Source organism: Prevotella sp. C0209C1 (assembly GCF_056583855.1).
In genome coordinates, this window is sequence record NZ_JBWPJP010000005.1 from 43,302 (window position 1) to 56,696 (window position 13,395).

The 13,395-nt window shown below is 33.4% G+C and carries 13 protein-coding genes, 1 tRNA gene and 1 other RNA gene; 6 read left to right on the top strand and 9 right to left on the bottom strand.

The genetic code is table 11. The features are described from left to right. Positions 1-2: 2 nt before the first annotated feature. The 4 genes from AC1DCD_RS02245 to AC1DCD_RS02260 are packed head-to-tail and all read right to left on the bottom strand — an operon-like array spanning position 3 to position 2,658. Positions 3-689, bottom strand: a complete 687-nt coding sequence (locus AC1DCD_RS02245) for a DUF6048 family protein (RefSeq protein ID WP_464640002.1) — start codon at positions 687-689, stop codon at positions 3-5. After that, on the bottom strand, positions 646-1,134 hold the full coding sequence (locus tag AC1DCD_RS02250; protein WP_008448605.1) for a DUF6452 family protein: 489 nt from the start codon (positions 1,132-1,134) through the stop codon (positions 646-648). Before AC1DCD_RS02250 ends, AC1DCD_RS02245 begins: the two co-directional genes overlap by 44 nt. Positions 1,135-1,142: 8 nt before the next feature. Next, positions 1,143-2,099, bottom strand: coding sequence for a glycosyltransferase family 2 protein (locus AC1DCD_RS02255; RefSeq protein ID WP_008448721.1), 957 nt, complete (start codon positions 2,097-2,099; stop codon positions 1,143-1,145). Between the two features lie 19 nt (positions 2,100-2,118). After that, positions 2,119-2,658 carry a DUF4199 domain-containing protein gene (locus AC1DCD_RS02260; protein ID WP_036854005.1) on the bottom strand — a complete coding sequence of 180 codons (540 nt, stop codon included), beginning with the start codon at positions 2,656-2,658 and terminating at the stop codon, positions 2,119-2,121. 162 nt (positions 2,659-2,820) lie between these two features. Here AC1DCD_RS02260 and ffs point away from each other — a divergent pair. From ffs to AC1DCD_RS02275, 3 genes are all read left to right on the top strand, one after another. After that, positions 2,821-2,918: signal recognition particle sRNA small type (gene ffs, locus AC1DCD_RS02265), an RNA gene on the top strand. A 2-nt stretch (positions 2,919-2,920) separates the two neighbouring features. Beyond that, positions 2,921-2,994, top strand: a tRNA-Thr gene (locus AC1DCD_RS02270). Between the two features lie 124 nt (positions 2,995-3,118). After that, positions 3,119-3,763, top strand: coding sequence for a LuxR C-terminal-related transcriptional regulator (locus AC1DCD_RS02275; protein WP_464639999.1), 645 nt, complete (start codon positions 3,119-3,121; stop codon positions 3,761-3,763). A gap of 528 nt (positions 3,764-4,291) precedes the next feature. On the opposite strand, the gene AC1DCD_RS02280 is transcribed toward AC1DCD_RS02275, so the two are convergent. Beyond that, positions 4,292-6,427, bottom strand: coding sequence for a TonB-dependent receptor (locus tag AC1DCD_RS02280; protein WP_464639997.1), 2,136 nt, complete (start codon positions 6,425-6,427; stop codon positions 4,292-4,294). A 305-nt stretch (positions 6,428-6,732) separates the two neighbouring features. Here AC1DCD_RS02280 and crcB point away from each other — a divergent pair, with 305 nt between their 5' ends. Continuing rightward, positions 6,733-7,110, top strand: coding sequence for a fluoride efflux transporter CrcB (crcB, locus tag AC1DCD_RS02285; RefSeq protein WP_464639995.1), 378 nt, complete (start codon positions 6,733-6,735; stop codon positions 7,108-7,110). An 86-nt stretch (positions 7,111-7,196) separates the two neighbouring features. On the opposite strand, the gene purT is transcribed toward crcB, so the two are convergent. The 4 genes from purT to AC1DCD_RS02305 all read right to left on the bottom strand — a co-directional run bounded on the left by purT (position 7,197) and on the right by AC1DCD_RS02305 (position 11,706). Beyond that, entirely contained in the window at positions 7,197-8,378 is a 1,182-nt protein-coding gene (gene purT / locus AC1DCD_RS02290) for a formate-dependent phosphoribosylglycinamide formyltransferase (protein WP_464639993.1), read from the bottom strand. Positions 8,379-8,477: 99 nt separating this feature from the next. Continuing rightward, a complete protein-coding gene (gene rfbB, locus AC1DCD_RS02295) occupies positions 8,478-9,632 on the bottom strand; it encodes a dTDP-glucose 4,6-dehydratase (RefSeq protein WP_036854031.1) in 1,155 nt (384 codons plus the stop codon). Positions 9,633-9,694: 62 nt separating this feature from the next. Then, positions 9,695-10,318, bottom strand: coding sequence for a cytidylate kinase-like family protein (locus AC1DCD_RS02300; RefSeq protein WP_036854033.1), 624 nt, complete (start codon positions 10,316-10,318; stop codon positions 9,695-9,697). Between the two features lie 17 nt (positions 10,319-10,335). Next, complete coding sequence (locus AC1DCD_RS02305) at positions 10,336-11,706, bottom strand: MATE family efflux transporter (protein ID WP_464639990.1); 1,371 nt, start codon at positions 11,704-11,706, stop codon at positions 10,336-10,338. A gap of 169 nt (positions 11,707-11,875) precedes the next feature. Between AC1DCD_RS02305 and xseA the strand changes: the two genes are divergently transcribed. Beyond that, complete coding sequence (gene xseA, locus AC1DCD_RS02310; RefSeq protein ID WP_464639988.1) at positions 11,876-13,189, top strand: exodeoxyribonuclease VII large subunit; 1,314 nt, start codon at positions 11,876-11,878, stop codon at positions 13,187-13,189. Beyond that, complete coding sequence (gene xseB / locus AC1DCD_RS02315; protein WP_353586896.1) at positions 13,190-13,378, top strand: exodeoxyribonuclease VII small subunit; 189 nt, start codon at positions 13,190-13,192, stop codon at positions 13,376-13,378. Positions 13,379-13,395 lie beyond the last annotated feature (17 nt).

Sequence of the window (13,395 nt, forward strand, 5' to 3'; positions counted from 1 at the left end):
GTTTAAAACTCTGCTAAGATCTGAAATGTAGCACTTATGAGCGACTCTGCTCCATCTCCATATCCTGGTACATACCATGCAGAGCCGTTTTCTCCTGTTTTTTTATGAAGTTGTTTTTTATATCTAATAGTCCAACCCATTCTTATAGGACCCCATATTTTTGCGTCTAATCCTGCCACGAGTTCTACCCATAGCAGCTTGCTGCTAACATCAGAAGCATAACATAAACTTTGGCTTTTCCATATAGGGTCAATAGCAGTTTTACTATAAAAGCTATATTTAAACGATGTATAGGCTAATCGTCCTCCCACCAAAGCCCGATAATCATCATGCTTGTTTTTTAACACGTTAAGATCTATACCTACCCTAAAATATGGAGCTTTAGTGATGTAATGAATATTAGTAGTTTCATCTGTTTTATTAGATTTTCCAAAGCCTAACTCTAAAACAGGGAAATATTTGTCTTTTAAGTTTAGCCTCGCTATACCCTCATATTGTCCATAACCTCTTATAAACATCATAGCAGGGCCTACTATATCTGTACCCAATGCTATACCTCTATAAAAAGGTATTGTATCAGGCTGGTCTTTTGTTACAACAACCTTTCTCTGTGCATAAAGTGAAGAGGTGAAAAGTGTGAGAAAACTAATTATCAGACTTAAAATAAATGTAAAGGTTCTCTTTTCCATCTAAATTTACATTAGCATTATTAATATCAATGTGGTCTATACGATTAGTAGTGTTTTCTACTTTAGTAATCTTATGTAAGAAATAAGCAGGGCAGCTTATGTTTTCAAAATAGCTTACATTAGTCTTTGTTATTTTCACTATATCCGTTATTTTCTTACCCGATTTTGTGTTAAAAACAAATTTTAGCTTATCCTGCTCATTATTATAGCTTAATGGTAAAGAAAATGTTTTAATGTCTTGCAGCTTATATAATATAGTGGTATCTGCCAAACCTTCTCTTACGGCTAACACAGTGAGAGTGTCGGTAGTAGGTTCACCTTTAGCTACATATTTACTTCTAACCCCATCAAGCATAGAGCAATCTGCTTCCGAGCAAGATGTTAAGATGATATAAGATAAAAGCAAAAAGGAAGATGTTGCTAATGTAAATTTCTTTTTCCACATGTTTTTTTTTATAAACCTAATTCTTTTTCTATCTGGTAATCGTTACGATGAGGGTTACTACGACTAATTAAGTCGCCTATGAAACCTGCTAAAAACAGTTGTGTACCTATAACCATAGCTATTAACGCTATGAAAAAAGAAGCATGATTAACGAGCAAGTCGCCATACTCTCCATTTATAAGCATATAACATTTGTCTAAGATAAGACAAAGAAAAGCTATAAAGCCTATAAGGAAAACAAAAGACCCCATAAGCCCAAAGACATGCATGGGCTTCTTACCAAAGTTAGTTAAAAACCAAAGTGTAAGCAAATCGAGGTAACCATTAAAGAAACGGTTTATACCAAACTTAGATACGCCATACTTACGAGCCTGATGGTGTACTATCTTTTCTTTTATTTTTGTAAATCCGGCTTCTTTGGCAAGGTAAGGAATATAACGATGCATCTCGCCATATACCTCTATGTTTTTCACAACATCAAGGCGATATGCTTTTAAACCACAATTAAAATCATGTAGATTATGCACTCCGCTAATCTTTCGCGCAGTGGCATTGAACAGCTTGGTAGGCACTGTTTTTGTTATAGGGTCATAACGCTTTTGTTTATATCCACTGACGAGGTCGTTGCCGTCTTTTACTATCATATCGTATAAGGCTGGAATCTCGTCGGGAGAGTCTTGCAAGTCGGCATCCATTGTAATAACAACATCGCCTTGAGCAGCTTTGAAACCGCAAAAAAGAGCAGGGCTCTTTCCGTAGTTTCTTCTAAACTTTATACCTTTAACATGGCTGTCTTTAAGGCGTAGACTTTCTATAATGTCCCAACTATTATCAGTAGAGCCATCATTGATAAAGATTATCTCGTAAGAGTAATTGTGTTCTTTCATTACCTTACTAATCCATGCGTGCAGCTCAGAGAGGCTCTCGGCTTCGTTATATAGTGGAATAACAACTGAAATATCCATATTTTTATCTTTTTATTTTCTAAACTTTATTCTTAGGTATAGAGCGTTTTAAGATTAAGCAAGTGATAATGCTTAGGAAAAAACCTAATATCATTTCATATATAAAACTTCCAAAAACAATGTTTTGAGGCGTAAAAACCTGTGGCAATATGCTTATAGCTTCTTCTATTTTGTAGCCATAGCTTTTTATAATTTCACCACCTTCTTTAGATTGTATTACAGCTATCATGCTCTGTAGCATTCTGCCATTATCTAAAAACTTAAAATATAGGTATTGTATTATTCCTAATATTAGTGCTCCAGTGAAATATACTCTAAAACAATATAGCATACCTTGCTTAAAACTAATGAAACCTTCCAAACTTTTATCACGCATCAAACGCATACGATAAGCTACAAAGAAAGGGGTACACAATATTAGCATTGTGTTAAATTGTGCAAGGAAAGCAAAATATGCTGCACCTAAGAAGCAAACAAAAGCACCTGTCCATATTACACCTAAGTATATACCATCATATAAAGCATAGGTGTTTAAAATCTTATAATCTTCTAATTTCATGTGTGCAAATTTACAATTTAATTGTCATACTTGGAAGGTATTGCTTCATTTAAAATGAGCATTTTTGTTAAAATGAAAAAAAAGTATAAATATATGTCTTGCTAATTCAAACAAAATGTTTAACTTTGCACTCGCAAAAGCTAAAACGCTTTTTGTAAAAATGAGCAAGTCTCTTACGACCAGCTCCCTTTAAATCCCCCAGGATGGGAACATAGCAAGGGTAGGAGGTTGTAGCGGTGCGATAAGAATAGCTTGCTCACCCGCCTCTTTAGCTCAGTTGGCCAGAGCACGTGATTTGTAATCTCGGGGTCGTTGGTTCGAATCCGACAAGAGGCTCTCATAAGAAGCACACTTTTATAGGTGTGTTTCTTATTTTTTTCTGTAATATGGTTCTTCTTTTTTTTATTATATTCTTCTTTTTTTGCTGTATATACTATTTTTAATTTATAACTTTGGGGCTATGGTAAATATTATTTTAGCAGACAATCAGGACATAACACAGGCAGGAATGATGTATATTCTTTCTAAAATGGGATATACAAAAAATGTTATTGTGCAAAACAAAACAGAGCTTATTAATATGCTAAAAGACAGCCCTAAAAGTGTTGTTATTATAGATTACACGCTTTTTGATATTTCGAGTTTTAACGATTTATATATCATGGGGCTGCGTTTTGCTGACGTGATTTTTATACTTTGGAGCGAAGAGCTTAGCCTAAGGCTTTTAAGGAAAGTTGTTAATGTAGGTCTTAAGATGAGCATACTTTTTAAAGATTCTACAAAAAGCGAAATACAAGAATGTATAAAAAAAGCCGTCAATGGTAGTTTATTTGTTTGTAAGCAGGCTAAAGAGATGCTCTTTGAAAAAGGGACTTCTATATGTGTTGAACAAAAAAGATTAACTAAGACAGAAACAGAAATACTTATAGATATAGCACAAGGGCTTACTACTAAGGAAATAGCAAATAAGCGTTACTCATCTTTTCATACTATTAACACACATCGTAAAAATATTTTTCGTAAGCTTAGTGTAAATACAGCTCATGAAGCTACACGCTATGCTTTAAGAGCAGGATTATTAGACATTACAGATTATTCTATTTAATGTCTTTAGAAGATGTTGCTATGTTAGGAGAATGTTAGTATGTTTTATTTATTGTTATTCGTACTATTAACACATTACGAAGTGTAGCTATTATATTATTGTAGCATAAAGGAGTGATTATATGAAAAAGAATAGCTATGAAAAGCATATAAAAAGTATCTTTACATAGCAAAAGAGCATTACCTTTTAAGTAAGTAATGCTAATGTTTGGTAGTGAAAAAGCAGATGCAAATATTAGAAAAATAATCTATTTTTATACTAAAAATAGATTAAAAATAAAGTAAAAATAATCTATTTTTCTTTCTCCACTGTTGTTTTTATATGTTTTAAAGATAATATTTTAGTATCAAAAGTGTTTATCCTTCTAATGTGATAAATGAAGTATTTTGCTTTTATCTTTTAGCATATATATTTTTTATGTATTATAAATAAAAGTAAGGAGCAATAAAAAAAGGCTGCCCCCATTATATAACTGGGTTCAGCCTTTTACTGAATTAATTAATTGTTTTATGTTTAATGAAAAGTTTTTTAATACTTAAATGTTACTGTTAATGATATTTTGCGTCCATCAGCATGTGCGTATTCTGCATCTCTTGCCATAAGCATAGAGGTTGTAGTATAGTAAGTATTGTTAAGTAAGTTAGAGATACCCAAATTAATATCCCAAGAGTTAAACTTGTATCCTGCTGTAAAGTTGAGCAGATTAAAGCTGCTAATCTTACCTTCACCTTCGTTATATTTTCCGTCATCAATAGGTTGAAAGCGTTCGCGGTTTCCTGAGTGGATATAATGTAGCTGTAAATAAGCATTTTTCACAGGAGAATAATCTATATACATTGCGAATTTAGCTGCAGGTATAGAAATATTAGACATATAACTTCTCCATTGACCATAAGAATCTTTTATCTTACCTTCAAACCATGTAAAGTTAGCCCCAGCTTTTAGGTTATTAAGAAGCTGTGCATCTGCGTTGAGTTCTATACCATATACCTTTTGAGGAGTGCGGTTTACTTCCCAAAAACCTGCTTTATTAATCTTAAGGTCGCTACCTAATTTTGAGTATGTGTAGAAGAATGCACCATTTAGCTGTAACCAACGATTGATATCAGAGTAAGCTCCAATTTCATAGTTATCGGTCTTTACAGGTTCTGTTGATATTTTAGATAAAACATCTTCTTTAGCAGCACGTAGTGTACGTCCTAAATCGAAAATAGAGAAACCTTGAGAATAAGCTATGAAAGGTTGGAACGCACGATATTTATTGTAAGATATACCAGCATTAAATGATAAGTTGTTATATTTGAGATTTCCGCCTTTTACATGTACCTCTGGAGCACTTTTCTTTGTGCGTAATATGTCGTAGTTAGGAACATTAACATCTATAATATCATAACGAGCACCTATCTTGATGTTAAGATCTTTAGAAAGAGTAGTTTTTGTTTGCAAGAATATTGCTTCGTTATTACTTGTAAGGTTAGGTACCCAGTAACGCCCATCAACAAGAGGTTGTGAAGTCTTATCTAACAGATAATCAAATCCATATACAAGACGTGTAAAGGAGTTGTCAGAGAATGTTAGTAAGGTGTTAAATTGGGAACGGAACCCAAACTTTTGATCCTTTATAGTGGCCTGACCGCTTGTTTCTTCCCAGCGTGGTTTTTTAGGGTTATGTTTTCTAAAATCGAATATAGTGTATAGACTTGTGCCGTAAAGAGAAGCCTCAAAGTCGGTGTTTGCAAACAGTTTTCGAGAGGTAAACTTTAAATATGCATTATGGTTATATCGTGTACCTTCATCAGATGCTTGAGGATCCTTATCGCCAAAAACACCTATTGCAGGAGTTTTGAGATATTCTCCTGCTTGCTGAATTAAAGAAGTATGTTGCAAACTTCTATAAAAATTATACATAAACTCTATACTGTTCTTAGGTGAAAAAGCATAACCTAATTTTACAAGAGCATTTGATGTATAAGTATCTCCAAGCCCATAACGTGGCGATATATATTCGCCATCTCCATCTATGCTGCTACCTGTTTTAGAAAGAGTCCCACTAACTAAATAGCTAAGCTTATTGATAGAACCATAAAACTGCTGATTAAAACGATAACCCATACCATCGCTACCATGATAGAAATTATATGTAGAACCAGATAAAGACGACTGACCAGCAAATGTTTTCTTTGTTGTATTCTTTTTTGTAATGATGTTTATTACACCACCTATAGCACCATTACCGTATAAAGAGGTAGCACCCTTTATTATTTCTATATGGTCAATGGCAGAAACATCTAAAGAGCGAATGTCTCTATCGGTAGATCTTAAAGGGGTAGATTGTGGTATTCCATCTATTAAAACAAGGGCACTTCTACCTCTAAGAGTCTGAGTTCGTGAGCTTGTAGTGTTGCTTGCTAAAGCCATACCCGGAGTAAGCAAACCTAATAAATGAGATATATCAGATTCTGCTTTGCTCATTTGTGCTATTTGTTTTTGATCTATAATAGTAACAGTTGTAGCAGCATTAGACTTTATTTCAGGAATGCGTGTTGTACTGATAACTACCTCTTTTAAAAGAAGTGTAGAATCGACCTTGGTAACATCATTAGCGTAGCTGTTAGTGTATGCTAATGCAGCTATACCAAGAAGTAAATAATTCTTTTTTGTCATGTTAAATTATATTTGTTAATACTAAAAGGAAGCGTTCAGCTTTAAATTATTTAACGAACGCTAAAAATCTTTTGCAAAGATATATAAATAGCTTGGAAGCGGCAATACCTAAAAATAATGACAAGTATGATGATATTTTTTATATGGTCATATTTGCTATAAATAAATATTTATTACTATCTTTGTATGTGTAATATTAATATTTGTAAAATGAAAGTAAGATATTCTGTTTATATAAAATTATATAAATATACATTATTAAGGAATGTGGCTTTAGAGGATAAACAAAAGTAGCAAAAAGGTAGATGATAAAAGGTTTTATAATAGTAGGAATAGGTAGTTTTTTAGGGGGAGGATTACGTTATCTTTTTTCTCAGTTTTTAAAATTTTCCATATTAGGAAGTTTTCCTTTAGGTACTTTTTTTGTAAATGTTTTAGGCTGTTTTCTTATAGGTCTTTTCTCCTCATTACCAGAGGGGCATGGTATTAATGCTTCTACAAAGCTTCTTCTCACAACAGGTCTTTGTGGAGGTTTTACTACTTTTTCTACTTTTATTTATGAAAACGCTTCTATTATAAAGGATAACAATTATAGCTTTGCTTTTATGTATGTATGTCTTAGCTTTGTTTTAGGCTTTTTAGCACTTTTAGCAGGTAGACAATTAGTACTTTTTTTAAAGTAGTTGTGCTTATAAAAACATATATATAAAAGGTGTTTTATAAAAGCAGAATGCTTAAAACTATACTGTTCTAAGCATTCTGCGGTATTTTATTTATCCATATAAGGATCAGTGCCAAGAACCTTTTTTGCCACTTCTTTAGTACGTTTCCTTAAATTATTAATATCAGCACTAACATCATCATAACATAGAGCTACTCCCATGCGTCTACCTATAGTAGCTGTAGGCTTACCAAATATGCGTATATAGGTTTTATCCTCTTTATATGCTTCCTCAAGATTGTATTTTAGAGGTATGTTGCTACTAATAGGAGATAGAATTACAGCAGAGCAACCAGCATGTTCTGTATGTATAGCAGGAATAGGAAAGCCCATAGCTGCACGGAAATGCAGCTCAAATTCGTTAATATTAGTGGTATGGGCAAGTGTTACCATTCCTGTATCATGAGGGCGAGGAGATAGTTCAGAGAATATAACTTCGCCATCTGTAGTATAAAAAAACTCTACTCCCCAAACTCCATTTCCTGTTAAAGTCTTTGTTATTTTATCTGCAATATTTTGTGCTTCTTGTAGAGCTGTATTGGGAAGAGTAAAAGGTAGCCAACTTTCACGATAATCACCATTCTTTTGTACATGACCTATAGGAGGACAAAAAAGAGTTTTACCATTTTGTTGTGTTACAGTAAGTAGCGTAAACTCGCTATCAAAGTGTATAAATTCTTCAACGATTATTTCTTTAACATCACCCCTTGCACCCTCCATGGCTGTAGAGAAGGCACTGTCTATATCTTTTTTATCGTGTATATAGCTTTGACCGTGCCCACTTGAGCTCATTAAAGGCTTTACTACACAGGGTATGCCAATCTCTTTTACTGCTGAAATAAACTCCTCGTAAGTGCTGGCGTAACAATATTTTGCAGTGCGTAAGCCTAATTTTTGCGAAGCAAGATCTCTTATGGCACGGCGGTTCATAGTATAGTTTACTGCTTTAGCTGATGGTACTACTTTTATGCCTTGTGCCTCAAAGTCGAAAAGCTTTTCTGTTCTGATAGCTTCTATCTCACAAAAGATGATGTTTGGCTGGTGTTTATCAACAACAGATTGAAGCTCATGGCTATCTAACATATTTATTATTTCACTCTCATCAGCTACTTGCATAGCAGGGGCATTGTTATAATTATCGCAAGCTATAACATACTCTCCTGCACGCTTAGCAGCTATAGTTAGTTCTTTTCCTAACTCGCCAGAGCCAAGTAATAAGATTTTTGTCATTATAAAAACAAATTTATATTATGGCGTAAAAAATTTTATTTCTCTCTTTATTCTTATATCTAAAGATAAAAGGTAATATTTATTGATACATCCTTTTTATTAACGTCCTTTTTGCGTGTACATCATATCATAATATTTTTGATAATCTCCAGAGGTAACATCTTCTATCCATTGTTGGTTTTCAAGATTCCATTTAATGGTTTTTATAATACCTTCTGCAAACATGGTTTCAGGATACCACCCAAGCTCTTTCTTTATTTTAGTGGCATCTATTGCATAGCGTGCATCATGCCCTAAACGATCGGGTACAAATGTTATGAGTTCGTCATTTATCCAGTCAATGGAAATATTACCATTTGCGTCTTTCTCTTGTTTTTTAAGTATAGAGCGTAAGTTTTTATTACTTTCCATCATATCATGAATAGACTTAATAGTTAGCTTAACAATATCAATGTTTTTCATTTCATTGTGTCCACCAATGTTGTAAACTTCGCCATTACGTCCTTTGCGTATAACCATGTCAATAGCTTTACAATGATCTTCTACAAAAAGCCAGTCGCGTATGTTAAGCCCTTTTCCATATACAGGGAGAGATTTCCCTTTTAGAATATTATTGATAATAAGTGGTATTAATTTCTCTGGGAAGTGATAAGGACCATAGTTGTTTGAGCATCGTGTAATGGTTACGGGCATATGATAAGTATCATGATAAGCCTTTACAATATGATCGGCACTTGTTTTAGAGGCAGAATAAGGGCTATGAGGGCATAGGGGAGATGTTTCTGTGAAAAATCCTTCATTTCCTAACGAGCCATATACTTCATCTGTTGATACTTGATGATAACGCTTTCCTTCTTTCCATGTAGGGTATCCTTGTGCGTCTTTTCCTGTAACCCATGCATGCTTAGCTGCGTCCATTAAGCACTGTGTTCCTAAAATGTTTACAGAGAGAAACAGTTGAGGGTCTTCAATTGAGCGGTCGACATGACTTTCTGCTGCAAAATTGACAACATAATCGATATCATTTTGTGAAAAAATATTATTTAGTAATTTTCTATCACGAATATCTCCTTTTATAAAAAAGCAGCGTTTGTTATCAATATCATCTTTTATAGTGCCTAAATTTCCGGCATATGTCAGCGCATCAAGAATTATAAGTTTTATGTTTTCGTCTTTATATTTTTTGTAAAGCAGGTATTTTACGAAGTTAGCTCCTATAAAACCTGCAGCTCCTGTTACTAAATAAGTTTTCATATTTTTATAGTTTTATGTTGTTGAATATATTTTATAGTAGTGGTATATGTAAAAAAAAACTATTATAACTGAAATCGTTTTTTTATAAGAATAGCGATGATGTTAGCAGATTCTTCTATACCTAAAACACTAGCATCAATGCATAGATCATAACTTGTGGCATGTCCCCATTCCTTACCTGTATAGTAATTGTAGTATTTTGATCTAATTTCATCACCTTTCTCTATAATGTTTTTTGCTTTTTCTTTCGTGCAAGCAGTGCGCTGTATAATGTTTTCTATGCGTTTATTTATAGGAGCAGTAATAAAAATATTTAAAATATTCTTTTTTTCGCGAAGAATATAATCTGCAGTTCTTCCCACAAAGACACATCGTGAAGATTTGTTAGCTGCTTCCATAATAGCCTCACTTTGTAGCTGATATAAGCTTTCTTGAGAAAAAGTATTATTATAGAAGTGGTCTTCGCTCATCATAGGTAAGCGAAAATTATATAAAGATTTAAAGAAACCTTTTTGTTCATCGTTTTGTTCGAAGAATTTTTCTGAGAATCCGCTCTCTTTAGCAGCTATGTTTAGGATCTCTTTGTCATAGAATTGGCAATTGAAACGTTTAGCAAGCATTTCTGCAATAGCTCTTCCGCCACTTCCTAATTGTCTGCCTACATTTATAATCAATTCGTTGTCCATAAGATTTTTATTAGTTCTTAGAGTTGGTTTGTTGTATTATTCTGATTAGCTTTTATCTTTTTTATATACCAAACAAGTATGCTTATAGCTATAACCCATGCAGTAAAATCGCTTACAGGAAGTGAATACCAAACACCATTAACATGGAAAAATTGTGGTAAAATATAAAGCGCAGGAAGCAATACTAATAGTTGTCTTGATAGCGATAGAAATATACTTGTTTTTACTTTCCCTACACATAGAAAGAAAAAAGTAGTAACCATTTGTGAGCCAATGAACAAATACATCATCATATTTATACGAATGGCCTTAATGGACAGCTTAATAAGCTCAGCATCTGTGGTGAAGAGCCGAGCACAATAATAAGGTGCGAATATGCTTAATAGCCACCCTATGGTCATTACTATAGTTGCTGCAATGATAGTGAGTTTTAAGACATGGAGCAAGCGGCTTATGTTTTGAGCTCCATAGTTGTACCCAGCAATAGGTTGCATGCCCTGATTTAGCCCTATGACGAACATTATAAAGATAGTAGCAATGCTGTTTGCTATACCATAAGCTCCTACAGCCATATCACCACCATATCTCACAAGCTGATTATTCATAAATATAACAATAATACACGCACAAAGGTTTATAAAGAAAGGGGATATTCCTACGCTAATAATATTATTTACCAATTGCTTCTTTAAGCGATAAATGCCTTTTTTAAAATGTAGTATTTGTGATTTATCTGCAAATAAAGACATTTGCCAACATAAAGCAAGAGCTTGAGATATAATAGTAGCTATGGCTGCACCCTCTATTCCCCAACCTAACCAACAGATAAATATGGCATCTAAGATAATATTCATAACTACAGTAAAAATAGTAGCTAACATAGCCTGACGAGGCTTAGAAGAAGCGCGTAGTACCGCATTCATACCTAAATACATGTGTGAAACAACATTTCCTGATAATATTATTTGCATGAAGCTTTTAGCATAAGGTAATGTTGTGTGGCTGGCTCCGAAGAAATGTAAGATAGGATTAAGGAATATTAAAGAAATAATGCCAAAACTTAAACCTACGATAAGATTAAGTATTATAGTATTACCTAAAAGATTTTCTGCGGTATCATAATCTCTTTGCCCCAGCTTAACACTAATAGTAGTAGAGGCACCTACACCAATTGCTGCGCCAAAGGCAGCTCCAAGATTCATGAAAGGAAAGGTTATGGCTAAGCCAGATATTGCCATAGGCCCCACATATTGACCTATAAAAACACGATCTATGATGTTATATAAAGAAGCAGCTATCATCGCAATAATAGCAGGCAACGCATATTGGAGGAGAAGCTTTCCTATAGGCTTCGTCCCTAGTTCTAATGTTGCTTTTTTATTATCCATTAATATTTAAGTATTTTTGCAAATTTACGAAAAATAAGATGTTTTATTTAATAAGCTATCATTTATTTTATATAAATAACTGCCTTTACCAAAAAATAATATAATTTTGCACAAATATAAGTGGTGTTTTAAAGTAAAATGTTTATTCTGAATAAAAACATTTTTGGCAATGATTAATAATAAGAAAGCTCTATCTTTAAAAGATTTAAACGAACTTGTAGCAGAAGTTATTCATTTACAGCTGCATAATACGTATTGGCTTGAGGCAGAATTGTCTCAAGTTAACGAGAGTAGGGGTCATTGTTATATGGAGTTTATTCAAAAAGAAGAGACATCTAATAATATTGTAGCACGAGCAGCTGGCCGTTGCTGGGCTAATAAATGGTTAAATATAAAGGCTTATTTTGAGCGTATAACAGGGCAAAATATCCATGCAGGAATGAAGATAATGGTGCAGGTGTCTGCACAGTTTCATGTTCAGTATGGTTTTTCGTGGATAATAGAAGATATTAACCCGGAATATACTCTTGGAGATATAATGCGTAGGCGCAATGAGATAATTGCTCAGCTAAGGGCTGAAGGAGTTTTTGATTTACAAAAAGAGCTTTATCTGTCTACCTTTGCATCACGCATAGCTGTAATATCTTCAAGAACAGCTGCAGGTTATGGAGATTTTTGTAACCAATTATTAAATAACGATTATGGCTTTTCTTTCCATATAGAACTTTTTCAGTCTGCTATGCAAGGTGAGAGAGTGGAGCATGACATTATTGCATGTCTTAATGATATTAATGACCGTCAATATGAGTTTGATTGTGTGGTTATTATAAGAGGTGGCGGTGCTACAGCCGATCTTAGTTGTTTTGATACTCTACTTTTAGCAGAAAACATAGCTAATTTTCCTTTACCTATAATAACAGGAATAGGTCATGAACGTGATGAGAGTGTGATAGATCTTGTATCTTTTTTAAAAGTAAAGACCCCTACAGCAGCAGCTGCTTTTTTAATAGATAGGCTAAATGGAACACTTTCTCGTATATTAAAAGCAGAAGAAAGTATACATAAAAATGTTTATGACAGGCTAAAATATGAGCATACTAGAATAAATAATTTAGCTAACAGAGTGCCTTTATTGTTTTCTTTAGTAAAGATACAGCAAGAAAAGCACCTTAACATGTTGTTGCAAAAAATAATAAATTTAATGCTTACTTATATATATGCCGAACAAAATAAAATAGATGCATATTATAGCAGTCTTTTATCTAACGTACAGCATTTTTTGCTTAATAGTAAGTATAATATAGAATTAATAGAACAAAGGCTAAAGTCGGTAGACCCTAAGAGATTATTACAACGAGGTTATAGTATTACTTTATGTAATGGTAGATTGATAACAGATATTAATCAGATAAAAGAAGATGATGTGTTAACAACTACGTTGTTTCATGGAAAAGTAAAATCTATTGTAAAAAAAAACATTTAAATGAAAAAGCTAAATTATGAAGAGGCTGTAAAGCAGCTTGAGGAAATTGTGGAGAAAATGGAAAGTGGCGAGTTAGATCTTGATTCTATGACAACTCAGCTAAAGAAAGCTCAAGAGCTTGTTAAGTTATGTAAGAATAGGTTGATGCAAACAGATAAGGATATTCAAGGACTTTTGGAAGATAAATAATTTCACGAAAGCTTATA

Coding starts and splice junctions, on each gene's coding strand:
- AC1DCD_RS02245 (WP_464640002.1), bottom strand. CDS start 689: ATGGAAAAGAGAACCTTTACATTTATTTTAAGTCTGATAATTAGTTTT.
- AC1DCD_RS02250 (WP_008448605.1), bottom strand. CDS start 1,134: ATGTGGAAAAAGAAATTTACATTAGCAACATCTTCCTTTTTGCTTTTA.
- AC1DCD_RS02255 (WP_008448721.1), bottom strand. CDS start 2,099: ATGGATATTTCAGTTGTTATTCCACTATATAACGAAGCCGAGAGCCTC.
- AC1DCD_RS02260 (WP_036854005.1), bottom strand. CDS start 2,658: ATGAAATTAGAAGATTATAAGATTTTAAACACCTATGCTTTATATGAT.
- AC1DCD_RS02275 (WP_464639999.1), top strand. CDS start 3,119: ATGGTAAATATTATTTTAGCAGACAATCAGGACATAACACAGGCAGGA.
- AC1DCD_RS02280 (WP_464639997.1), bottom strand. CDS start 6,427: ATGACAAAAAAGAATTATTTACTTCTTGGTATAGCTGCATTAGCATAC.
- crcB (WP_464639995.1), top strand. CDS start 6,733: ATGATAAAAGGTTTTATAATAGTAGGAATAGGTAGTTTTTTAGGGGGA.
- purT (WP_464639993.1), bottom strand. CDS start 8,378: ATGACAAAAATCTTATTACTTGGCTCTGGCGAGTTAGGAAAAGAACTA.
- rfbB (WP_036854031.1), bottom strand. CDS start 9,632: ATGAAAACTTATTTAGTAACAGGAGCTGCAGGTTTTATAGGAGCTAAC.
- AC1DCD_RS02300 (WP_036854033.1), bottom strand. CDS start 10,318: ATGGACAACGAATTGATTATAAATGTAGGCAGACAATTAGGAAGTGGC.
- AC1DCD_RS02305 (WP_464639990.1), bottom strand. CDS start 11,706: ATGGATAATAAAAAAGCAACATTAGAACTAGGGACGAAGCCTATAGGA.
- xseA (WP_464639988.1), top strand. CDS start 11,876: ATGATTAATAATAAGAAAGCTCTATCTTTAAAAGATTTAAACGAACTT.
- xseB (WP_353586896.1), top strand. CDS start 13,190: ATGAAAAAGCTAAATTATGAAGAGGCTGTAAAGCAGCTTGAGGAAATT.